Annotated in this window: 18 protein-coding genes and 2 pseudogenes; all 20 read right to left on the bottom strand. The window is 42.0% G+C overall.

Going from position 1 to position 22,777, the window contains the following annotated elements:
- Positions 1 to 1,619, bottom strand: a 1,619-nt coding sequence (locus tag QVO66_RS02270; protein ID WP_288172457.1) for a SusC/RagA family TonB-linked outer membrane protein, incomplete at its 3' end; no start/stop codon positions are given.
- Between the two features lie 29 nt (positions 1,620 to 1,648).
- On the bottom strand, positions 1,649 to 3,100 hold the full coding sequence (locus tag QVO66_RS02275) for a DUF4992 family lipoprotein (RefSeq protein WP_021853764.1): 1,452 nt from the start codon (positions 3,098 to 3,100) through the stop codon (positions 1,649 to 1,651).
- Between the two features lie 585 nt (positions 3,101 to 3,685).
- On the bottom strand, positions 3,686 to 4,615 hold the full coding sequence (locus tag QVO66_RS02280; RefSeq protein WP_021853766.1) for a hypothetical protein: 930 nt from the start codon (positions 4,613 to 4,615) through the stop codon (positions 3,686 to 3,688).
- A 459-nt stretch (positions 4,616 to 5,074) separates the two neighbouring features.
- On the bottom strand, positions 5,075 to 5,236 hold the full coding sequence (locus tag QVO66_RS02285; protein ID WP_021853768.1) for a hypothetical protein: 162 nt from the start codon (positions 5,234 to 5,236) through the stop codon (positions 5,075 to 5,077).
- Positions 5,237 to 6,219: 983 nt separating this feature from the next.
- Positions 6,220 to 8,340, bottom strand: a complete 2,121-nt coding sequence (locus QVO66_RS02290) for an RHS repeat domain-containing protein (RefSeq protein ID WP_288172474.1) — start codon at positions 8,338 to 8,340, stop codon at positions 6,220 to 6,222.
- A 550-nt stretch (positions 8,341 to 8,890) separates the two neighbouring features.
- Entirely contained in the window at positions 8,891 to 9,133 is a 243-nt protein-coding gene (locus QVO66_RS02295) for a hypothetical protein (RefSeq protein WP_021853771.1), read from the bottom strand.
- Positions 9,134 to 9,199: 66 nt separating this feature from the next.
- Positions 9,200 to 9,355 carry a hypothetical protein gene (locus tag QVO66_RS02300; protein WP_288172458.1) on the bottom strand — a complete coding sequence of 52 codons (156 nt, stop codon included), beginning with the start codon at positions 9,353 to 9,355 and terminating at the stop codon, positions 9,200 to 9,202.
- Between the two features lie 50 nt (positions 9,356 to 9,405).
- Positions 9,406 to 9,816, bottom strand: a complete 411-nt coding sequence (locus QVO66_RS02305; protein WP_021853773.1) for a hypothetical protein — start codon at positions 9,814 to 9,816, stop codon at positions 9,406 to 9,408.
- 75 nt (positions 9,817 to 9,891) lie between these two features.
- Entirely contained in the window at positions 9,892 to 10,332 is a 441-nt protein-coding gene (locus tag QVO66_RS02310) for a hypothetical protein (RefSeq protein ID WP_288172459.1), read from the bottom strand.
- A gap of 275 nt (positions 10,333 to 10,607) precedes the next feature.
- Positions 10,608 to 11,168 (bottom strand): annotated as a pseudogene (locus QVO66_RS02315) (RHS repeat domain-containing protein); the annotation flags it as partial.
- Entirely contained in the window at positions 11,141 to 11,275 is a 135-nt protein-coding gene (locus QVO66_RS02320) for a hypothetical protein (protein ID WP_021853775.1), read from the bottom strand. The pseudogene QVO66_RS02315 and the gene QVO66_RS02320, both read right to left, overlap by 28 nt.
- A gap of 239 nt (positions 11,276 to 11,514) precedes the next feature.
- On the bottom strand, positions 11,515 to 12,105 hold the full coding sequence (locus tag QVO66_RS02325; protein ID WP_021853776.1) for a hypothetical protein: 591 nt from the start codon (positions 12,103 to 12,105) through the stop codon (positions 11,515 to 11,517).
- Between the two features lie 526 nt (positions 12,106 to 12,631).
- Positions 12,632 to 12,796 (bottom strand): hypothetical protein, encoded by a 165-nt coding sequence (locus tag QVO66_RS02330; protein WP_288172460.1) that lies wholly within the window; start codon positions 12,794 to 12,796, stop codon positions 12,632 to 12,634.
- Positions 12,797 to 13,264: 468 nt separating this feature from the next.
- Positions 13,265 to 13,744, bottom strand: a complete 480-nt coding sequence (locus QVO66_RS02335) for a hypothetical protein (RefSeq protein WP_021853779.1) — start codon at positions 13,742 to 13,744, stop codon at positions 13,265 to 13,267.
- Positions 13,745 to 13,914: 170 nt separating this feature from the next.
- Positions 13,915 to 14,499 (bottom strand): hypothetical protein, encoded by a 585-nt coding sequence (locus QVO66_RS02340; RefSeq protein ID WP_021853781.1) that lies wholly within the window; start codon positions 14,497 to 14,499, stop codon positions 13,915 to 13,917.
- 875 nt (positions 14,500 to 15,374) lie between these two features.
- On the bottom strand, positions 15,375 to 15,752 hold the full coding sequence (locus tag QVO66_RS02345) for a hypothetical protein (protein WP_021853784.1): 378 nt from the start codon (positions 15,750 to 15,752) through the stop codon (positions 15,375 to 15,377).
- A gap of 68 nt (positions 15,753 to 15,820) precedes the next feature.
- Positions 15,821 to 16,267 (bottom strand): hypothetical protein, encoded by a 447-nt coding sequence (locus QVO66_RS02350; protein ID WP_021853785.1) that lies wholly within the window; start codon positions 16,265 to 16,267, stop codon positions 15,821 to 15,823.
- A gap of 83 nt (positions 16,268 to 16,350) precedes the next feature.
- Complete coding sequence (locus tag QVO66_RS02355; protein WP_288172461.1) at positions 16,351 to 16,812, bottom strand: hypothetical protein; 462 nt, start codon at positions 16,810 to 16,812, stop codon at positions 16,351 to 16,353.
- 595 nt (positions 16,813 to 17,407) lie between these two features.
- Positions 17,408 to 17,893, bottom strand: a pseudogene (locus QVO66_RS02360) (RHS repeat domain-containing protein); the annotation flags it as partial.
- Between the two features lie 276 nt (positions 17,894 to 18,169).
- A complete protein-coding gene (locus QVO66_RS02365; protein WP_021853788.1) occupies positions 18,170 to 22,543 on the bottom strand; it encodes a two-component regulator propeller domain-containing protein in 4,374 nt (1,457 codons plus the stop codon).
- Positions 22,544 to 22,777: the final 234 nt, after the last annotated feature.

The following is a 22,777-nucleotide window of genomic DNA, read 5'->3' on the forward strand; positions in this document are numbered from 1 at the left end:
CGGTTGGCTATTGTATGGGGCAGCAGGTTGTTTTCAGTGATAAACTGGCTGTAGTCCTGACCTTCTACCGGAGTATACAGGTGGCTTCCGCTTCCGGGGCGTGTCTGCATTGTGTACACTTTGTATTCAGAGCCATACTGGTTGGTCTTGTCTGTGTTGATGCTCTTTGAGTAAGAGAATCTCAGCTTCAGTCCCTTCAGTATCTTGCTCCATCCGAAGTCGTAGTTGATGCTTCCCTGAATGTTGATGTTAGAGTTCATCGTGCGGCTGTAGTCGCCGTTGTTTCTCAGTTCAGAGAATGAGTAGTTCTGGTCATCGTCCACCTGAGTGTTGCTTATTCCGTATGCTGCGATTGGCAGGCCGTTTACATACTCCGGAATATAGCGCGGACGTGTGAGCAGGATGTTGTAGTCTTTTTCGTTAGAAGTACCGCCCACCTTGATGTAAGGTGTGTTCTTCTTACCGTAGTCGCCTGATACACTGAGGTTTGCACCCAGCCACTGGCTTACCTTAACGTCTACTCCTGCACGGTAGTTCCAGCGGTTGTAGTCAAGGTTGCCGAGGTTACCGTCCTGGTCGAAGTAAGAAAGACTTGCAAAATAGCTTGCACGGTCAGTTGCTCCGCTGAGGTTTACGTTATGCTTCATCGTAACGCCAGTCTCCCAGTATTTGTCCAGCAGGTCGTAGTTGAGGCCCTTCATGGCGTTGAGCTCGTCTGCCTGATAGAGGTCTGTAAGATGGTTGAGCGATGTGTTCTTCGGGTCGGCTGCTGCAACAGCGTTGTAGAGACGGCCATACTCGTATGCGCTCAGCATCTTGGGATGTGATACGGCGTCTGTGAAACCGAATGTACCGCTGTAAGAGATGCGCGGTGCGCCGAGCTTACCCTTCTTTGTGGTAACGAGGATAACACCGTTGGCCGCACGTGCACCGTAGACGGCTGCTGAAGCGTCCTTCAGCACAGAGATGCTCTCCACTTCTGCCGGGTCGAGGTTGTTGAATGCCTCTGCACCGAGGTTCTGTGTTGAGTTGCCCACCTTTACGTCGTTGGGATAGATGTATCCGTCGATGACGAACAGAGGCTGCTGTGCCACGCTACCTACGTCTCCGAGCGAGTTGGTGTCACGTATATACATTGTTGCGTTTTCGCCCGGGCGGGTGTCGCCGCCGCTTACGCTCAGACCGTTGACAAGTCCTGACAGACTGCTTGCCAGACCACCTGAGGTCATGTCCTGAATCTCGTCCATCGGAACAGTTGCAACAGAACCGGTCAGGTGAGCCTTCTTCTGCACACCGTAACCTACTACGACAACTTCTTCAAGATTCTGTGAGTCTTCCTGCATTTGTGTTCTTCCGCCGGGAGCAACGGTCTGTGTAAGATATCCGATGTAGGATATTGTCACCTTGCTGCCCTTGGGTGCAGAGATGGTGTAGTTACCATTTATGTCGGTTATCACACCGGTGCCCTCCTTGCCGCTTATGCGGACAGATGCGCCAATGATAGGGTCGCCGTTTTCGTCAACGACTGTACCCTTCACCGTCTGGCTTTGTGCCAGTGCCGGTGTGGCAGCACAAACCATGAGGCCGAAGCATAGAGCTTTTATGAATTTTCTTTTCATATCTTATGTTTTTCTTTTGTTATCGATTATTATTCTGCAGCCGGAAGCCAGCGCGGGTCGCCGGTTCTCTTAGACAGCTGTTCGCCTCCGTTGACAGTGAAGTCGCCGTTTGTCGGGTCTGCAAACTGCGGGTTGCTCTTTATTGCAGTGCCGCTCTTGTCGTAGTTCTCTTCATTGTCATAAGTGTCTGTGGCAGCATCCTGCAGATAAGTGTTGTTAAGGAATGTGTATGACGGGCTTGTGCTGAAGTTACCGCCGATGAAGCGGCGTGCTATTTCCTTGGCACAGTCAACGAATATTGTGTTTGTCAGTACAAATACTGATGTTGCCTTGCCGCTGAATCCGCTGTAGTTAGCCCACTGTCCTGATTTTGCGATGTTGTAGAATGTGCTGTTCTTGATGTTTACGCTGTTAGATGTGTATCCGGCACGGTCGCAGCGTCCTGAGTTGTTGTATTGTATGAAGTATTTTGCATCAGAGTCGCCGGCGTTCCAGAATGTAGAATTCTGTACGGTCAGATTGTTGATGAATCCTGACTTGAAGTAGATTATGGCATTGCTGTTTACGCCGCTTGATGCTGTAGATGTCAGTTTCACCACAGTGTTGTCAATGACACATGTCTCAATACAATATTTCACGTTGTTGTCGTGTATAAACTGGGCGTTCACTCCTTCAAAGTTACAGCTTGTGATATGCAGCGTACCCATTATGTTGTAGTAGTCGCCGCTGCCTGTTGCGCCTTTTATGCTCTCGTCAGGTGTCTCGCTCAGTCCTATTGCCTCGTTTGCAGATGCGCTGCAGTTAAAGTTGAGGCTCTTCAGTTTCAGAGGAGCTGATGTGCGTATTGTTCCTTGTTCACCATAAGTGATTGTAGGTCTCTTCTGGTCGTTTGTACAGCGCAGCTGTATCTTGTTTCCGCCAAAGTCAAGAATATTAGAAACTGTATACAGTCCGCCTTCCTCAAGGTCGTATACGAGTTCCTCTTCGTTGCCTTCAGGTATAGGGTTGTTCTGGAAGTATTCGCAGAGGTCGCTTCCTGAAGGAATTGTTGCAAATGCAACGGCAAAGGTGTTGAAAGTCTTGATTACAGGGTCGCAGCCTGTGTTGTTTCTTTCCTCGTTGCCGAGAACCTCCAGAGACAGTTCGTAGTTGTTGTCCTCAACACGTGCTACGGCGAATGAAGTGCCGTCGTAGACAGAGTCTATCAATACTTCTCCTGCAGTAGTGTTAGTCAGGATGGCATGATAGCCGCCTGCACCATAGACTACCGGCCAGCTGATGGTCTGTTGTGTTCCATCTGCGCTTGCCGTGATTTGGATGTCGTCTGTTGAAGGAGCCTCAAGCTGTGTGTTGTATACACCGCTGTCGAAGCTTTCTTCGTCGAAACCATCCTGCGCACATGAAGCAAAGAGCAGCACGCCTGCCGCAAGCGACATCAGGGCGTATGCCTTTCTTCGTAGTGAAAAATGATTTTTCTTCATAAGAATGTTTTTATTAATGTTATACAATATAATTAAATTTGTTTTTTCAAGTATGTCTTGCCCATGGCATCAGGGCATATTTTCTCCTTTACAATTCTTTGACGGATATAATAGAAAAATGTAACCAAAATATAATAAAAAATAAAAACAAAAGGTTGCATTAAACTATTTGTCGCTTTTGTCTCCGGTGTAAACTGCTGATTTATAACATGATACGTCTCGGATGGTGCATATTTGTCGCATGGCAGACATAGAAAATATATGTTTTTTTTATCCTTCATGTATTAGTTTTTCCGGTTGTGTTTTGATGTCCGCATTAGATATGGCATGCTTCTGCTTGTCCGTTTGCGCCAGTTTTGTGTGTCTGCGGGCATCTCGTCAAAAAGAACAACGGTATGGTGCAGCTGCCGGAGTGGCAAGTCATTAAGAAAAACTGTGATTAGCAGAGTCAGGATTAATCATATCCCCCAAAAGCAAATAATCCTCCTAATGACAGGCGTGCTGTCTTTAGGAAGATTATTTGTGCGTTATGTATAAAAGATGTTTATTGGTTTACGTACGATTCGTACACAATCGTCATCAGGCTTATTTTCTGATGAACTTCTTTCCGTTCTGAATCAGTATGCCCTTTGCATCCTTGCTTACGCGCTGTCCGGCAAGGTTGTATACAGGAGCATCAGCGTCAAATGTGTTGTTTGTTATGTCGTTGATGCCGCTTGTGCCGGCTTCAAATTCAACATCGCTTACACCAATCTGTGCGCTGTGCAGGAACACCATGTAGGTCTGGTCAGCCTTCATAGGTATGTTCAGCCATCCCCAGATTGCCTGGCTGCCGCCTTTTGCACCCCAGATGTACAGGTCGTCACCTTCTGTTCCCTTTGTAGGAATGCCCATGGTGTAAGCCTTTGTGCCGTCTTCGTTTGTCACGCCGTTCTCATATCCGTCCAGAGTATAGTCTACGTTAGGTGTCAGAGCCTTCTGTGTCTCCTTGTCTACAACGAAGAGCTTGCGGTTACCTTTGTTGATCCATACACCGAGTACGAGGGTTCCTTCAGCCTTAGCCTTGAACTCATAGTAGAGTCCTGACACGGGCAGACCCTTGCTTCCGTCCGGCTCGTAGTATTCGTATGCAGGACGGTATGTGCCTGTAGGCTGGCCGTCTGTAATCACTTCTTCTGCCAGAAGCTTAACGTAGGGGTTACCTGTTCCCTGTACGTAAGGAAACTCGATGTCGCCCTGGTTGCCGGTCTTCCATTCTATGGCATTCCATTCTGATACGTTTGCGTCTTTGTCTATTTCTTTAGGAGTAGTGCCGCCTACTGCTGTCATTGTTACATTTGTAAGATCTACGGTAACAACAGATTTGCCGTTCTGAGTGTCGATAACAGCATTCTGGAATTCTTCTGCCATTACTACGTTCTTGTCTGCATCATAAGTTGCGGCAGCATAATAATCCTGAGCGTTTGCGCTCATTGCTGCAAGTGCAACTGCTACTAAAGTAAAAATTTTTTTCATAAGCTAATTTTATTAAGTTAATAGATTTTCTGATGTTTTTCTCTTTAAACGATTACTGATTTGCTTTGTAATCAAAAGCAAAAATGCTATTAACTAAATTTAACCTTCGTGCGTCCCGATTATGCGAAACGCCTTTTGCGAAAATGGGCACAGGCGCTTTAACCCTAATCGGCTATCAGCGTTCAGAAACTAAAAGACGGGCTGAAAGCATGAAGACACAAAACAGATAAAACAATGTGCGGTCTAATGGCCAATTGTGCTTAAATGTCAATAAGCGCAGCTCAAATAACGTAGTGACTATCCGAATCTCGCAAATCATTACCCAAATTCATTTCGTCGTTTTTTTATTAGCGCTAAACTGGCGACCATTGTGATTCGGCAAAATTCTGATACAAAAAACTTATCTTAATAAACTCATCACTCGTCACAATAGCTTTTAATATGCTGATTTACAGCTTGTTAAGTTGTGATGAGTTGCTTTCCGTACTCATCACGCAACAGACCGTTTACCTCGGATGTGATGAGTTGGAAATGCAACTCGTCACACTCTAAAGCATTGACTACAAGGCCCTTATGCAGCTTTGTGATGAGTGATGAGTTTTTTCTTAAAATCTTTTTCATATCTCTTTTCCTTTTTGCGTCGTTACATGGCCATGCAGCTTGTAAAAGCTGTCCTTTTACATCGTAAAACACCACGTTTCATCATCTAAAAGCATACCTTTTCCAATGCCGTTTGCCGTCTTTTATGTCCAAACCAGTAATTAATATTCAGCAATGTTAATGCTTTATGTTATTGGTCAGCCTGTGCTTTTGCCTTATCTTAATAGTCTTTCCGTTTGCTTTTTCGCTGGCATAATGGGCTGTGTCAAGAAAAAACGTACGAAAAGACCTGCAAGGATGGCTGAGAGCATAAATCACCTTGTTTAATTAAAATCTATTTGCCTGACGACGAACTGTGGCAATATAATATAAGGTGTATGTATTGCCCGCATACTCTATGCGCCTCGGATATGCGCCGTAGGATGCGAAGTCACTTATCTTTGATACGATGCGCTGTGAGCCTATATAGATGTGCTTGGTGTAGCGTCTGAATCATACCTATACAGGTTTTACAGCTGAAGCCGTTAATGTCTAATATGTAATCAACTACTACTAAGTCTTTTTCTTATTACTGTAAACAACCATATACACGAGCATAAATATAGAATGAAACAAGCTACTACCTGTCTTACCGCTAGCCCACTTTCTTCATAAACTTCATCTCTTTCTTTGTCATAAAAGAATTGTATTTTTTGTGGATCAAACTGTATGCATTTATCTCTGACAACTTCTACATAATATTGCTTTCCTTTGAACTCTATGAGTATGTTTGATCCACTTTTACGATAGCAATTAACTTCCAGTACCGAATAATTTTGTATTGGTTCCTCACTATTGATTATCGTTTGTCTATGGTCGTATATGAGCCAAATATAGATAGCAAATGCTAATGCGCCGATATTTATCAATATGACACTTATAAGTTCCTTATTTGTAACACTTTTCATTTCCTTATTTTTATGAGTAAATCACGACATCCAATAAAGATGTCGTGATTTATTTTGTTATTCAACTCTATCTGAAGCACCTTTTGAAACTGTTTTCTTTGCAGTTTCATTTCCAATATCTAACCCTTTAATTATTCCGTAAAATTGCTTTGCACTGTTAAGATCTTCTTGAGCCTTATGTATCAACTTTGCATTAGGATGCCTTCTATTACTTAAGTCCGCTAACCTTTTTTCAGCAGCATTTACAGCATCTGTAGCTTCTCCTAAGGCTTTCTTTACATATTTCTCACCAATTAACTTACCCATGCCGACCTCTGTTAGCGCTCCTACTAACATAGATGAGATACTTATTTTTCCAGTTTCTATATATTGACTGAGGGCTTCTTCCACCATATCTATGCCATTTTCAAGAAGTTTCGTTACGATTTTTCTATTTGTAGGTTTAGCTATCCAATTGGTCATTCTTGATATGCCATTGTCTATAACGCCTGAAGCAGCTCCAAATCCAGCACTTAACGCAATGTTTATCCAATCACCCGAATCTAATTCTTTGTTTGCTTCCTTAAAGGTCTTGTTCTTAAATAACATCTTAGAACCGACTATAGAAGCATACTCTGTGAATCCTCCAATAAATCCTCCAAAGAGTGCACCACTAAAACCTTGTTTCCCATTAGGATCTATATAGACGGTACTTCTATTATAACAATATACATAAGGATTTAGATTTGCATAATTATATATACCTCCATTATGCTGGCCATCTAAAAAATTCTCACTATTCAGTGGGTCATAATTAGAGATAGGGTCTACGCTCATCCACAAACTCAGTCTCGGGTCATAATACCTTGCACCGTAGTAATACAATCCAGTCTCCTCATCAAACTCCTTCGCGTTGAAGAGGTAAGGCGTATTCCAGATGTTGTTCCGCTCTTCAATGAACACTTCGCCGAACGGCACGTACTCTATGTGCTGTACCACTTCACCGTCCAGATTGGTGATGTAGCTGCTGCTGCCCAGGTGGTCGGGATGGTAGTAGAACTGCAGGTCCTCGTAGGCGTCGCCTTCTTGGAAGTTGTCCTCCAGTGCGTTGGCCTGAGCCATGGTAGCTTCAATCGTACCATCGTCACAGCAGAAGCCCTCGCCGTCCACATAGTCGTCATTGTCCGTTCCGTTGTACGGCACCCCAAATGTAGCATAATTTTCTTTGATTGCCTGCAGTTGTTGACTATATTTAACATCATAGTCCACATTTACCGCGTCAGCCTCGCTGCCGGCATATTGTATGCGCCTCGGATCTGCGCCGTAGGATGCGAAGTCACCTATCTTGGATACGATGCGCTGTGAGCCTATATAGATGTGCTTGGTGTAGCGTCCGCCTTGGTTTGCCACGAGATAAGGGCTCACGTAGAGTGAGAACTTGGCCGTGTTGGTGCGTCCGCCGGCAAACTCTGAGTTCACATACACCTGCTCGCTCTCTCCGCTGGTCTTCACTGTGCGCTCGCCGTCAGCGTCATACCAGTAGTTGGTCACGAATCCGTCGTCGTCAGAGGCCAGCAGACGGTTCTCTTCGTCCCATTTCAGCTTGCGCTCATGGGTTTTCTCGTCTGTTGTTCCATCTTTCTTCGTGCGTCCCGTGTTGACGTACACGAGGTTTCCGTTCGCGTCATACTCGTAGGCGTGGCTGTTGCGTGTCTTCCGGCTCTCGTCCGGAGTGGTTTCCGTGCGGTAGTTCACGTCACTGACGTTGTCAAGCTGGAATTTCTTTCCATCTTCCTGTCCGTAGGTGTACGTCAGGTCATAACCCACGTTCAGTGTGCCGTCAAACTGCAGGTTGCCCTGTGTAAGGTGCTGGCTCTTCGAGGTGATGCGGTGCATGTTGTCGTAGCCCATTGCCAGCGTGTAACTTGCCGTCTTGCTGTCTGCCCCCGTGTAGGTTCCGGTTGCGCCTGTCAGACGATAGAGTGCGTCGTAGGTGTAGCTGTGGCTCATCTGTCCGCCGGCCTTGCCGCTCTGTGGCAGGGCAGCTCCGTTTGCCACGCTCAGCACGTTGCTCACTGCGTCATACGTGTAGGCGTTGTCCATGATGGTATTTCCTCCGGCATTCACTTTCAGGTTCTGCAGTCTGCGACGCTGCGGGTCGTAGGTGTAGAATGTCTCCGCTCCGTTGCAGTACTTCATGTACGTTCGCTGGCCGAATTTGTCATATCCTATGCGGTTCACATAGTCATATCCGTACGATTTTTCTCCGTGTACGTTCGTAAGCTGTCCGCCCAGGTCATACGTGTAGGTCACTTTCTCTTCGTCCGGGTAGATCATCTCCAGCAGTCGGTTGTGGCTGTCGTAGGTCCACTGGGTCACGTAGGTGGCGATGGCCTGGTTAGGCACGATCAGCGTACGTCGGGTCTTGGTCACTTCGCCCATCTTGCCGTAGAAGTATTCTATGGCGCCTGTTCCGTCCTCGCGCAGCATCAGCCTGCCGATGCGGTTCTGAGAGGCGTTGCGCTCGCCGTAGTAGTACCTTACGTTGTTCTCCGGGTGGTCGGGGTAGTTGATGTAATATGCAAGTTCGTTTCATGTCAAAAATTTTATGACATTTAAGAGACAGTTTTGGGTGCTGCAAAAGGTGGCAAATTGACATACGAAAAGCCATCAAATACAAGCTTTTTGGTTGTCTCTCTCTCTTTATATATAATTGATATTTATTATTTTTTTGAAAAAGTCAATAATTCTATTTGTATAAATTTATAATTTTTTTTGTAACACCATCGATGTCGTGCGCAATTAATTTATCATCTCCAGTAATACCCATTTTTTTTGTTATCTTAATAAGATATTTTTTTATTTCATACTCATTATTACCCAATAATTTAAGATGAGGTACATAACTGACATATTCGTATTCTGAGATATATTGGGGGACGGATAGTGGATTCCAATCCGCCAAAATTTTATTAATTTCTTTTTCTAACATATTCAACATCAATTATTAAATGGCTTAAAAGTTCCTTTAGGAGATGATGCTGAGGCAGGTGCATCACTAGTCAGCATCGGTTACGCGTACAAGCCGCTGTATGCCGTCGTATTCGAACGTAGTGGTTATGGCTCCGTCCGGACCGCTTTCCTGTATGCTCTTCAGCGTCTTTCCGCTGCCGCTCGTATGAGTTTTATCCAGAACTCGCGTATATATATTCATGGGTGATACTGGTAACACGTTCCATAACGTCATACTTGAATAATAGAGAATCACAATTTAAGAAGTTGTATAATTGCACTGTTATAATCCCAAATATCGAAATAAGTTTTTATTTCAGTATCTGGAAATACGCCTTTTTGTGTATACACATATGGTGTAATAATTATTTTATTTTCAGTTAAGGATAAACTGATTGTTTTATACATTTTATACAATGTCTTCCAACTTTTAATGTGCAATTCTTTTAGGACATTTTTTTGTATCCCATTTGTAATTTGTATCCCTGAATTACTATATTGTAAAGCTTCATTAATTATATTCTCAATATTATGAATTTCACAATTCGATGTAATAAAGCAAGGTGTATGCGCAACCCATAATCCTATTTCATTTTTCGATTCTGGATAAACAATAAACTCTGTTGCCGATTTACATATTGTTATTTGTTTATTTATAGCCATATATAATTTTATAATTGATTAAATTGTTATTTGCCATAAGTTTATACTCAATGGCAAATAACAATTCTTTGATATTTACTTAATAACTTGTATATTTACTTCTACTCCGTTAGATTTTCCATATTTAGTAGCTTCTTGTAAAACTTTTACTTGTGATGGAGAAGCACCCCTTGGAATAGCTATGTCCAAAGTTCTTTTTGTTATATCTTCTTCTGAGATGACAACCCCATTCCAACGTTGTCCTTTGAATTTTGCTACTTTATCGATATACCTTTTTAAGGTAGAAAATAAAACTTTTCCATTTTGATAACTCTTTGCATTAAGGTCTATACTTTTTATGCTCGTTGCAACACCATTCAGGAATTTATCTATTACCGGGAAATTTCCTTTCAAGTTTTTTCCTAATTGTTCCTCAATTATTAAACCACGTTCAAGCCACGGTAAAGACCAGACACTTTTACTGCTTGCTTTAAAAGCAGCAAGAATAGTCTTTCCCTTTCTTCCTACTATAGACAAAGAGATAATTGTTGCCCCTTGATAAATCAGCTCATTATTGAATGATTCTTCTGCATGGCTATAGGCTTTTTTTCTATGAAACTATTTTTCCCAAAAATAAAATTTCCAATAGAAGAAAAAATATTACTTGTATACTTATGATAATATTTTCCTCTAATTTCTTCTAAGATTTGATATCGAGATACACCTGATGGTATTAAATTACCAGCATAATCAAATCCAGGCACATAATTAGCCATAGACCAAACATAAAAATTTTGGTCATTGACAAACCAATCATTCCCATCAGGGTCGATATATTTTATAGGATTGTTATTTGAATAACAATAGCTACTGATATTTGGATATTTTTCTTCCAATGGATCTGTTGACATCCACAAGCTCAACCAAGAATCATAGTATCTCGCACCATAGTAATACAGTCCCGTCTCCTCATCAAACTCCTTCGCGTTAAAGAGGTAAGGCGTATTCCAAATGTTGTTCCGCTCTTCAATGAACACTTCGCCGAACGGCACGTACTCTATGTGCTGTACCACTTCACCGTCCAGATTGGTGATGTAGCTGCTGCTGCCCAGATGGTCTGCATGGTAGTAGAACTGCAGGTTCTCGTAGGCGTCGCCTTCCTGGAAGTTGTCCTCCGGTGCGTTGGCCTGAGCCATGGCAGCTTCCATCGTGCCGTCGTCACAGCAGAATCCTTCACCGTCCACATAGTCGTCATTGTCCGTTCCGTTGTACGGCACCCCAAATGTAGCATAATTTTCTTTGATTGCCTGCAGTTGTTGACTATATTTAACATCATAGTCCACATTTACCGCGTCGGCCCGCGCACGCCTGTAATACGGCCCATTCTGTCGATGTTGGTCACGACCGTGCCGTTGCCCAGCCGCTGCGTTATCTGCGTAAGGTGGTCGGGATCGTTGGTGTCGTATACAGGTCGTTTCATGTCAAAAATTTTATGGCATCTTAGAGGCGGTCTTTTTAGCTGCAAAAGACGACAAATTGAAGCTTAAAAAGTCATCGAATGCAAGCTATTTGACCGTCTCTTTTTATTGCTATCTGATATAACTGTTATTTATTATCCATTCATAAGAAACTTCAATGACACTTTTTGTATAAATTTATTTTTTCCACAACGACACCTATGTCGCATATACTACTTTCAGTAAAAAAACATTTTATATATTACCAATGCTTACGAGCAAACTCAAAAAAAATTATAACTTTTTTGTCTATAGATTCAAAATCTATACCGTTTTTGTTTAAATAATAATAAATTATTTCATTATTTAAACGCTCGCGAATTTGTCTTTTTTTATAAAAGTTTACATTTTCAAAAGGTAAGGCATATCCCTTTTCATAGAATATCCATTTATCCTCCTTATACACTTGAATCAATCTTTCATTTTCACTTTGATTCAAATAATAAAACATATATTTAGGATATGTTAAATTATTTGACATAGCACACATTATCAAGCTACATCCTAATTTTATTTGGATCTGCTTACAAAGATTTATTAATCCATCTTCATAGTTTGAAATAAAAAAGATTTTATCTTTATAAAGTTCATTTTTCCAACAACAAAATCTTGGTAAATGTTTTCCCCCACTTGGAGGATTGATGAATTTATCAATGTCAAAAATGCTGTTATATATATCCGCTTTTTTTTCTTTTAGCTCAGATTTATATATTATTTTTATTGCATCGAGGATCTTATTAAAATCCTCGATGCAAAAGATAGAAAATACACAATAATTAAAGTTCGTACTCATTTTATCTTATAAAATTTATTTCTTGAGTTTGGATCATTTCTATGGCGCCTGTTCCGTCCTCGCGGAGCATCAGCCTGCTCTCAAAATTCAGAGGTTGAGAATGCGCTCTTATTGTTAACAATCAATTAGGAAAAAGAATTTTCCTCTTAATGAATATGGAATGATAACAGTTTTATAAAGTATAATATAAAAAAGTATCCCTCCAATTATACTTATCGGTAATATGCTGTATATTACATAGTTGTGTATTGTTTTATTGTATTTCGAATGTTTGTACTTTTCTAATATCGAATTGGTTTGCCTAATATACTTTATCAATGAATGCATAAGCATTGAAATAGCATATACTAAATATAACATTAAAGTCATATTATTTTTGTCACTCTCGAAAAATGCTATTACAATCCCCATAATGGGGAAACACAAAAAAATTTAACAGAAGCTATAAATAATATGCTATTTACTATGGCACAATCATTTTTTCTCTTGTACCATACATACATTCTATAATATATATAATCCATTTTCACCACTTTAACAAAGTTCCGTTATTTTTATCAAAATTATCTTCGATATAATAATCTAAATGTTCACCTATAGAATTACCCGTAAATAATGTCACCATGACATCAGAACCGAAATATACGCCATCAGCAATCCATCCCCATCCTGGTATAAGACTAATTTTCATGTCGTTTAACTTAGCTGAGTTGAAAGAGATTGCCTGTGCAGCGCTCTGCAAAAGGCCTTTTAACTTAAACCATATTTCTTTCGGGAAATTAAGAACCTTATTAATGTTAATAGTCGACTTGCAATAAAGTGTTCTATCGATTTTCCTTTTTCCCGTCTAAAGATAGTCATAATTTATTTGAAATGCAACGTTTTTCATTATCAATTGTCTTGTTCCTTGCTCTTTTTTAACAAAAAGTTTCTTTGCGTCTTATATTTATATAATGAATCTCGGTTTATGGCTTTGTAAAATTTTCAGTATTGGTCTTCACCGCCCATACCAAACCCGTAGTTGGTCACGGATCCGTCATCGCAATAGGTCGGTTATACTCGTTCTATTTCAGTTTGCGTTCATTTTCATTGTGATTTCATATATAATAAAATGAATACTAAATTATTTATTACCATTATATTTATAAACTAACAATAATCATCGTAATGAATTGATGGCGTTGTCAAAAAGTAATTTATTTGATTTTTTTACATTCTTATAACCTACACATATATCTCTAATTATGACGTCTCTCCATAATAGTCCTACAGAATCTTGTCCCGCAATGTCTAATGTATCAGGACGTATGGTTATCAACTTGAATCCTATAGATTCATTTATATCTTCTGCTAAAGGTACGTTTTGAAACCTCAATGAATATATACTATCATTAACCGATTTTATATTTCTATGATTGGGCGTCATGTCTGGAGAACCGCAATAAATGCATGACGAATCAGAATAATTCAATTGCACCATGTTTTCTTCTATTGTAGAATATTCATACAATTCATATCCTTTCGGAACTTTAATCTTATATTTTACGCCTTCTATCTTACAATTCAACATTTTCAATTCAGTGAGGCTTCCGCAGGAAGTGAAAAACAATAATAATAAAATTATATATTTTACTTTCATATTAATTATTTTTTATAAGTTGCCAATAAAACAAAATATTTTCAATATAGATTTCATAAAAGATCTCTACAATTCCCTAACAATGCAGATTGCCTGCAAATATAACTTGTCAATAATCTCTAATCCAAACCTGACATTACTTCCATCATTTAATAACTCTCCGTTAAATTTCATTTGACTATTCTTTTCCTTGGTAAGAATATACCTTGTTCAAATAAATTTTTTGCTTTTTCAAATAAATAATTATACAAATTTGAAAATGATTCCGAATATGTTATTTCATAATTGCCTTGTCGTTTTCCCACAATATACTTTTTAACAATTTTCTTTCCCTTTATATAAATTTCAAATGTAATCCAAGGATAGTCTGCTGCTACTACTATAGGAAAATATTTTTTAGAAATAATAATATCACCTTTAGACTCTATAAATACATTACTGATTTTTTTTATAATTAACTTCGATTCTGCTTCTGATATCTTTTCTTTCAGGTGTGGAGACAATTTCTGTTTCATAACGCCTTCTCTGTCTTTATATACTGAAATGTATATTTTATTGGCATCAAGTACAGATGCAAAAATAGCCACTTTAGCAGAATCAATAAGTAAAGTTTCTTTAGGTTTAACACAGTTGTCCGTCGCAGTAGAGTCAAGTAATATGGTATTATGGTTCACAAAATTACGCTGTCCGTCTTGCGGGCAGGCAAATAATATTAATGGATACAATAATAATAAATAGGCAGCAAAATTTCTCATATAAATTTTTTATTAATTATGTCAAAGATAAATTTTCTTTATGCTTGGCTGTTTTTCATGTCGTTTAACTTAGCTGAGTAGAGAGAGTGTGCCTGCGCAGCGCTCTGCAAAAGGCCTTTAAACTTTAATCATATTTCTTTCGGGAAATTAAAAACCTTATTAATGCTAATGGTCGGCTTGCAATAAAGTGTTATATCGATTTTCCTTTTTCCCGCCTAAAGATAGTCATAATTTATTTGAAACGCAATGTTTTCATTGTCAATCGTCTTGTTCTTTGCTCTTTTTTAACAAAACGTTTCTTTGCGTCTTATATTCACGGTTTATGGCTTTGTAAAATTTTCAGTGTTGGTCTTCACTGCACGTTCGCCGCCCATACCAAACACGTAGTTCGGCCCAAATCTGTCATCGCAATAGTCCGGCATGTGGCTTTTCTCTTTTGAAATAAGCTTGTGCTCGCTTGCCTGGCCTCATTTGTCTATCGTTTATCAGGCATCTAGTATTTATAAATAATTTTTATAATTAAGAGGACTTTTTATACAAATTACATTTTATCAAGAATAAATAATAACAAATATACAATACAAGTAAAATGAATAGCCAAACAAATGAACGCTTCGGGTATACATCTAATATACTTAGTTCATATACACATGGAAGAATAAGTGGGATAAAAAAATTAAATTTGTTTTTTCCTAAAAATAAAAATAGGAATAATAATAGGAACTGAATAACAAATAATATGCTTGTCCAAGCTATCATTGTCAATCCGTGAGCAATATCAGGATGGGCTATAGGAGCAAGTCTATCTAATAGGCTCATGCCTAATAAATAGATTATGCTGATTATTATATTCAAAACAACTGCGATGATAATTCTCATTTCAAAGGCTTAGCTAAAATTGAGTGATTATGAAGAATAAAACAAAACTTTTTATTGCCTGTTGTTATTTTTATAGTGTCGGCAAACTCTGAGTTCACATATACCTGCTCGCTATCGCCGCTGGTCTTTACTGTGCTCTCGCCGTCAGCGTCATACCAGTAGTTGGTCACGAATCCGTCGTCGTCAGAGGCCAGCAGACGGTTCTCTTCGTCCCATTTCAGCTTGCGCTCATGGGTTTTCTCGTCTGTTGTTCCATCTTTCTTCGTGCGTCCCGTGTTGACGTACACGAGGTTTCCGTTCGCGTCATACTCGTAGGCGTGGCTGTTGCGTGTCTTCCGGCTCTCGTCCGGAGTGGCTTCCGTGCGATAGTTCACGTCACTGACGTTGTCAAGCTGGCATTTCTTTCATTTTCCTTGTCCGTAGGTGTTATAGATTACATTATTTATTTGCATATAATTAAATCATTTTCTATTATTTTGGAAATTTGATATTTAGAATCATAGTAATATATACTATATGAAAATTTGGGTCCGGGATTATGTAATAAAAACCTGGTAGTCTTGAATAGCCCATTATTTTCTTTCTCTATTTCCATTTTAAAAGTTATTTCTTTATTTCTTATAGAAACTATAGTGTCTTTAATTACGGAGAAAAATAATGTAGAATCTTTTGAATTAAAGTATTCGCCATTTTTATAAAAGAAATGTTCTGCTTCCTTCTTTTTTGACGATTTTATTACTATTTCATTTTTTGAGTACGTTATAAGATAAGAGGGTCTTTCATAATAAGATAAACGTATCTGTTTCTTGTCGCACGAAGATAGTTGTATCAAAAATGACACTACTATCATTGATAAAACAGTCTTAATAATTACCGAATTCTTTTTCATGTTTTCTTGTTTACTATAAAAACTTTTGTAGGAATAATTTCTTTATCAAGCTCTTTTTATCTGCTTTAATCAATAGAATGTCCTTATTTATATTCTAACATTGTATCTTTTATTACTTTGGATATGCGATATTTAGAATCATAATAATATGTAACATATAAAAATATGGGGCCGTCGTCTGTAACTGTATTATGCACTATATAACTGGAAGTCTTAAATAGCCCTTCTTTTTCTTTCTTTATTACTACTCTAAGAGAAGTTCCGCCATTATTATTATTTAATACAGTATCTCTAATTGTTGAGAAATATAACATAGAGTCTCTTGATGAAAAGTATTCGCCGTCTTTATAAAAAAAATGACTACTCAACTGATGTGGTTCTGATGAATTTATTATTATTTCATCTTTTAAATATGTTATAAAATAAGATAATGGTTCATCAGAAGATAAACGTATTCTCTTTTTATTGCATGATGATAGTGGCATCAGAAGTGATGCTACTATCATCAATAAAACAAATTTACTAATTACCAAATTCCTTTTCATATTTCTTTTGTTCACTATTAAAAATTTTCTTTGTAGAAGGATATTTCTTTATTAATTCTCTTCTTACTTGATTGTAATTCGAAACACCTTTATGTTGTTTGTTTTGTTTTGCTAAAGCTTCATGATCTATATTTCCATGTGGATCTTTGGATAATTCCTTTTTTACAGCGTTTATTCCGCCAGTCTCATAAGCATTGATTATTTTATCTATATCACTCCCGTGCAAGGCTAATTCATGACTAATCGTTTCTACCAATTCATCAACGGATTTCCCTTTAATACTCAATTTTAGTACTATATTAAGTTTTCCGTCAATTTCCGATGCAGAAAAAGTCCCTTCTACATCGGACATGAAATAATTCTGGTCTTGATATGTATACATATCATATTCTTCTATTCTAAATCTATATTTTGAATATTTTCCATTACCTTTTACACCATATTGAGTATAGTTTTTTTCCAAAAAAGCTCCGATAAACTGCCGTCCATAACTTGTTTGACCAAACATACACATTGCTGAAATATATTTTCTATTACTTAGATAAGGAATTCCAATTGCATATCCTTGCCTATCCATATTTTGAAAAAGAATTGGATATATATCTTTTCCATCATAGTCAATTAATATTATCGGATTGTTTATACAATAACAATAAGTGCTGATATTTATATATTTCTCTTGCTTGGCATCCGTACTCATCCATACGCTCAACCTCGGATCATAGTATCTTGCACCATAGTAATACAATCCAGTCTCCTCATCGAATTCTTTCGCGTTGAAGAGGTAAGGCGTATTCCAAATGTTGTTCCGCTCTTCAATGAACACTTCGCCGAACGGCACGTACTCTATGTGCTGTACCACTTCACCGTCCAGATTGGTGATGTAGCTGCTGCTGCCCAGATGGTCTGCATGGTAGTAGAACTGCAGGTTCTCGTAGGCGTCGCCTTCCTGGAAGTTGTCCTCCGGTGCGTTGGCCTGAGCCATGGCAGCTTCCATCGTGCCGTCGTCACAGCAGAATCCTTCGCCGTCCACATCGTCATCGTTGTCCGTTCCGTTGTACGGCACTCCAAATATATGAAAAAAAACTGTAATTTTATTCTTTTAAAGCAAAAAAATGTACTTTTATCATAGAGGATTTGCTGTCGTAGCGATGTTATTGCAATATTGGAAAGAAAGTTAGTTTTGTCGTGCTGTCTGTTTATATATAATCAACGTGCCTTCCGTCCATTCTGGTTAATATAAACGAATGGGACGGAAGGCAGGCTGATGCAGAGTGCTGTTTAGTGCAATTCCTTAGCTTGCTTTTAAGTCTTATTTCGTGCCATAGCTTTATTTCGTGCCGTAGTCCCGGCTATGCTATTGCTGCTGCGCCTGACGCTTTTCGGCTCTGTATTCCTTTGGCGTCATGTCATATTTCTTGCGGAAGCACTTGCCGAAGTAGCCTGCGTCGCGGAAGCCCACAGAGTAGGCTATCTCTGTTATGCTGTCGTCGGTTGTCTCTATGAGGCGTGCAGCCTTGGTCAGCCTTATCTCCTTTACGAGGTCTACCGGGGCAAAGCCCGTCAGACTCTTCAACTTCTTGAAGAAGGCAGAGCGGCTAAGACCTATCGTGCCGGCTATGGTGTCGATGTTGAAGTCGTTAGAGTTGAGGTTCTCCTCAATAATCTCATGAATCTTGTGTACAAACTCGATGTCCTTCTTCACGAGGTGCTGTTCGTAAGAGTCGTTGGCTGCCTCGGCCGTGCTCTCCACGGTGGTCTGCACCACCATCTTGCGCTGGAAGATGCGCTGCTCCTCGAGCAGCTGGTTTATTCTGGCCATGAGGTGACTGCTGCTGAAGGGCTTTGTTATAAAGGCGTTGGCTCCGCTCTTTATGGATGTCAGCTTGTCTTCCTCGGTGTTCTTTGCCGTGAGCACGATGACGGGTATGTGGCTGATGTTGAAGTCTTGTCTTACGTTGCGCAGCAGCTCCATGCCGTCCATGCCAGGCATCATGAGGTCGGTTATTATTATGTCGGGGTGGTGCTGATAAATCTTCTTCAGTCCTTCTTCGCCGTCGTGCGCCGTAAATACGTTGTATTTGTTGCTTCGCAGCTGCAGCTGCAGCATGCGGCACATGTCGATGTTGTCTTCTATGAGCATTATCGTAGGCAGGTCGTCCTGCGGCTCTTCCGCTTTCTGCTCCTGCGTGTCCTGTTCTGCTTCGGCCTCGTCAGCTGTCTTGCTGCCAGCCGTGTTGTCGTCGAAGTAGACCTCGATGTCCTTCTCGTCGAAGTGTTCGCGGCCAGTAGGCAGTTCAACAGAGAACACCACACCCTTGCCGCCGTCGATGTTTTCGGCCCATATGCGTCCGTGGTGCATATTGACATACTCTCTCGACAGCGAAAGGCCGATGCCCGTGCCGGCGTAGGCGTTGTCGTCAGACGTCTTGTTGCTTGCCTGCGAGAAGCGCTCGAATATCACCTCAAGCTGCGACTTTGGTATGCCCACTCCGTCGTCTTCAACCCTTATCGTACACATGTGCCTGTCGTAGTCGTGTTCGAGCGCTATGCATATCTTGCCTCCCTCGCCGGTGTACTTGAAGGCGTTGCTCAGCAGGTTGTTGAGCACTATGGCTATCTTTTCGGCGTCGCACCATGCCGTAACGTGTTCTTCAGCCTTGTCGAACACGAAGGCTATGTCGCGCTCTTCGGCATGCATCCTGAACTCCTGCATGAGCTGCTCTATCATGCTGTTGAGGTCGACATACGACACGTGCATCTTCATCTTGCCGTTCTGAATCTTGCGGAAGTCGAGTATCTGGTTTACCAGCTGCAGCATCTTGCGCGCGTTGCGGTCGATGAGGCTTATATACTCCTTGCCCGTAGGGCTCAGCTTCTCGGTGTTCTTCAGTTCCTCTATCGGGCCCTTTATGAGCGACAGCGGCGTGCGCAGCTCATGGCTGACGTTGGTGAAGAAGCGTATCTTCAGTTCGGCCAGGCGGTCGTTGATATACACCTCGTTGCGCATCTTTATCATGTACATCACGAGGCGCAGCGCACCGTAGAGAGCCAGCAGCGCCAGCAGGGTGTATATGGTGTAAGCCCACCATGTGGCCCACCACGGCGGACTGATGATTATCTCGATGACGCGTTCGGGCGAGTTGTTGTCGTTGACCTTAACTCTGAACTTATAGTGGCCCGGCGGCACGTTGGCATACGAGGCTATGCGGTTGGTGCCGCTGTTGTGCCATTCGTCTTCGTATCCGTCGAGTATGTAGGTGTAGGGTATAAGGCTGTTGTCGGCGTAGTAGGGGGCCGAGAACTCAATGGTGAATGTCGACTGGTCGTGGTCGAGCACAATCTTGTCGGCATACTTCAGCGAGCCTTCGAATATCGGCGGATTGAAGTCCCACAGCTCGCGGTTGACCACCTTGAAGTTGGTTATGAAGGTGGGGTATCGGGCGTCGTTGTCGTTTCTTACTGCCTCAGGGTCGAACGACAGCAGGCCCTGGCGGCTGCCTATCAGTATGGTGCCGTTGTGCAGGCATATCGACGTGTTGTCCTCGATGTTCACCTCGGGGAAGCCCGCAAACCTGTCGTAGCTCTTCAGGTAAGACGAGCCCTGCTTCATGCTTGCCAGTCCGTTCTCGGTGCATATCCACAGGCAGTGGCTCTTGTCCTCGACGATAGACGATATGACGTCGCCGCCCTGCTTCTCGTTTATCATGTATGTCTTCAGCACGGGCTGGCGGTTCTTCTCGTCGTAATATTCTATCTTGTTGAGGCCGCTGCCGAATATGCCCATCCAGATATATCCCTTGTGGTCTTTATACATCGTGAAGATGTCGTTGTCGGTTATTCCCGACTTGTGGCTTTCGCGGTAGGTCTCAAACTTTATGTCAGACGGCTTGCTGAACTTTCCGTCGAACGACATCAGTCCGTCTGTTGTGCCCACCCACATGCGTCCGTTGCGGTCTTCTGTTATGGAGCGCACGTCGGTGTATAGCTCGTAGCGCGGATACTGCCTGAACCCGTTGCGCTTGTTTCTGAATATTATTCTGCCGCCGCGTTCCTCTATGAGGTTCAGTCCGCCGTAGAAGGTGCACACCCATATGCGCCCGCGGCTGTCCTGATAGGTGTAATACACGCGGTTGCTGCTCAGCGAGTTGCGGTCGCCCCGCTTGTTGGTATACCGTGTTATGCGCAGTCCCTGCGGCGCCATGGCGTCGGGCGTGGCCTTTATCAGTCCGGCGCCCTTGGTCGAGAACCAGTAGTTGCCCTTCTTGTCTTCCATTATGTGGTAGACTGGGCCTATCTCGTTGCTGCTGAACTTTCGCTTTATGTTCCTGGTCTTCAGGTCCATGCAGAACAGCTCGCCCTTGCGCGTGCCTATCCAGAGGTCGCCGTTGCGTGCCTGATATACGGCACGTATGCCGTTGTTGTCGCTGTCGTTGTCGGTTATGAGCATCTGCGGGAACATAAACCTGAAGTTGTATCGCGGGAAGCACACCTTGTAGACACCGCTGCTGGTGGACGACAGCCACAGGATGCCGTTTGCGTCGATGTCGATGTCAAAGAAGTGAGGCTCCGACGTGTAGTTGCTGAAGTCTTTCTGCCGGTTGATGTTCTGCACCATCCTTGTCTGATGGTTGTAGCGCCACACCTCGCCGTTGCGCATCAGTATGAACAGGCCGTTGGCGCCAGTGTCTCTGAACTTCATCTCGGCAAACAGGCTGTCTGTGGGCATGGTGAACGTCTGCGACGTGGCTGTCTTGGGGGCGTGGCATATAAGCAGGCCCCTGCCGGAGCACAGCCACAGCTTGTTATATTTGTCGGTGAACGACTGCGTGATGCCCGATGCCTGCGATGTTATGAGCCTCGGTGCCGAGCCTCTGGCAAAGGAGTAGAGCCCGTCTTTCGTGGTGAAGTATACCTTGCCGTCGATGATGTTTATGCTCGACACGGCCGACTGCATCCCCCTGAAGGCATATTGGTCGGTGTGACCGTTGGCGGTGTTGATGATATACAGGATGCCGTGTGCTGTTCCGATGCACAGATACTGCTTCTTTTTCTTGAAGCACGTTATGTCTCTGTCCTTTATCCTGCCCAGCAGCGGGGCGCTGTTTTTCTTCGTAACGATGTTGAGCACCAGACTCCTGCTTATCCAGTAGACATAGCGGCTGTTTTCGCCCAGGATGTTGGTCTTCAGTTTCATTGTGGCAGGGTCGATGTGGCGCCGCGAGTCGAATATCTTTCTCACCTCAATCTTCTTCTCCTCGTTGACGTATGCCTCAAACACGTCCTTGTTGCGCGTCAGCAGCATTATGTGGCCGTTGTCCATGGCCTGTATCTTTATCACCTGCACGTTGCGCGACTGCTTTTTCAGCTCGTTGTATATGTCGTGGTAGGTTTCGTCATACTTGTTGAACATATACAGATGGTTGTCCGTGTTGCGTATCCACAGATATCCGTTCTTGTCGCCTATGATGTTGCGCACCTTGCGCGGCGGCATGTCCGACCTGTGGTTGGTGCGTGTTATGAAGGGCGTGAACGTAGTGCCGTCGAACGAGCACAGGCCGTGCCATGTGCCGAACCACACAAAGCCGTCGCCGTCTTTCTGCGCGCAGTACACCGTGTTGCTTGGCAGTCCGCTCTCCTTGGTGTAGTGCTCCACTATCATGTCGGGCTGGGCCGCGGCGACAGCGGGTAATAACGTTATCAGCAATATAAGGCGCAACAGGGATTTCATCTTTATATGGTGTTAATTTTTTTGATTCTGTAAGTTGTTTAGAGATTAACAAAATGTAAGGTGATAGCCAGCCGGCGCCGTGATGCAGGCATCCGTGTTCAATGGCGTCAGACTGCCGTATATAGCTCGTATAAACTTGTCTTGCAAAGATAATAACAAAAAAACATCTGTGCAAGAATTAAGTGATGAAAATGTCTGTGTGTCAGATTATTGGTGAGCAGCGTAGATCCTGTG

The sequence above is a fragment of the Prevotella sp. CAG:255 genome, assembly GCF_000431195.1.
In the GTDB taxonomy this organism is placed as follows: domain Bacteria; phylum Bacteroidota; class Bacteroidia; order Bacteroidales; family Bacteroidaceae; genus Prevotella; species Prevotella rara.

What these genes read in the sequence shown, in the direction of transcription:
- QVO66_RS02335 (WP_021853779.1), bottom strand. Translation starts at nt 13,744, where the DNA reads ATGAAAGTAAAATATATAATTTTATTATTATTGTTTTTCACTTCCTGC.
- QVO66_RS02330 (WP_288172460.1), bottom strand. Translation starts at nt 12,796, where the DNA reads ATGAAAATTAGTCTTATACCAGGATGGGGATGGATTGCTGATGGCGTA.
- QVO66_RS02285 (WP_021853768.1), bottom strand. Translation starts at nt 5,236, where the DNA reads ATGAAAAAGATTTTAAGAAAAAACTCATCACTCATCACAAAGCTGCAT.
- QVO66_RS02350 (WP_021853785.1), bottom strand. Translation starts at nt 16,267, where the DNA reads ATGAAAAAGAATTCGGTAATTATTAAGACTGTTTTATCAATGATAGTA.
- QVO66_RS02305 (WP_021853773.1), bottom strand. Translation starts at nt 9,816, where the DNA reads ATGGCTATAAATAAACAAATAACAATATGTAAATCGGCAACAGAGTTT.
- QVO66_RS02300 (WP_288172458.1), bottom strand. Translation starts at nt 9,355, where the DNA reads ATGAATATATATACGCGAGTTCTGGATAAAACTCATACGAGCGGCAGC.
- QVO66_RS02275 (WP_021853764.1), bottom strand. Translation starts at nt 3,100, where the DNA reads ATGAAGAAAAATCATTTTTCACTACGAAGAAAGGCATACGCCCTGATG.
- QVO66_RS02320 (WP_021853775.1), bottom strand. Translation starts at nt 11,275, where the DNA reads ATGAAACGACCTGTATACGACACCAACGATCCCGACCACCTTACGCAG.
- QVO66_RS02325 (WP_021853776.1), bottom strand. Translation starts at nt 12,105, where the DNA reads ATGAGTACGAACTTTAATTATTGTGTATTTTCTATCTTTTGCATCGAG.
- QVO66_RS02355 (WP_288172461.1), bottom strand. Translation starts at nt 16,812, where the DNA reads ATGAAAAGGAATTTGGTAATTAGTAAATTTGTTTTATTGATGATAGTA.
- QVO66_RS02290 (WP_288172474.1), bottom strand. Translation starts at nt 8,340, where the DNA reads ATGAAGTACTGCAACGGAGCGGAGACATTCTACACCTACGACCCGCAG.
- QVO66_RS02295 (WP_021853771.1), bottom strand. Translation starts at nt 9,133, where the DNA reads ATGTTAGAAAAAGAAATTAATAAAATTTTGGCGGATTGGAATCCACTA.
- QVO66_RS02340 (WP_021853781.1), bottom strand. Translation starts at nt 14,499, where the DNA reads ATGAGAAATTTTGCTGCCTATTTATTATTATTGTATCCATTAATATTA.
- QVO66_RS02365 (WP_021853788.1), bottom strand. Translation starts at nt 22,543, where the DNA reads ATGAAATCCCTGTTGCGCCTTATATTGCTGATAACGTTATTACCCGCT.
- QVO66_RS02280 (WP_021853766.1), bottom strand. Translation starts at nt 4,615, where the DNA reads ATGAAAAAAATTTTTACTTTAGTAGCAGTTGCACTTGCAGCAATGAGC.